This window comes from Jeotgalibacillus marinus (assembly GCF_040801915.1).
In the GTDB taxonomy this organism is placed as follows: domain Bacteria; phylum Bacillota; class Bacilli; order Bacillales; family Jeotgalibacillaceae; genus Jeotgalibacillus; species Jeotgalibacillus marinus.
The window spans coordinates 1-219 of record NZ_JBFMIA010000363.1 but is presented as its reverse complement, the minus strand read 5'-3'; the positions used below and the strand labels follow the sequence as shown (position 1 = coordinate 219).

The following is a 219-nucleotide window of genomic DNA, read 5'->3' as shown; positions in this document are numbered from 1 at the left end:
ATGGAACAACCGGAGACGGGAATTTTTTCGAAAGAGATGTACAATGGGAAATTGTACAACTGTTATCTCATTCGGAAAGTACAGTTGTTTCCTTTACAATCTGGACAACTGATAATTGAACCGGTTGAAGTGGAGAACCTGGTGCGGATGATCAGGGCAAGGGCACGCAGTGCAAAAGAAACAAACACCTGGCTGGATGCAGTAATGGAAAAAGTAAAA

The 219-nt window shown here is 42.5% G+C and carries 1 protein-coding gene; it reads left to right on the top strand.

Annotated features, from left to right (window positions below):
- On the top strand, positions 1–219 hold a 219-nt coding region (locus tag AB1471_RS18190), incomplete at both ends, for a hypothetical protein (protein WP_367781111.1).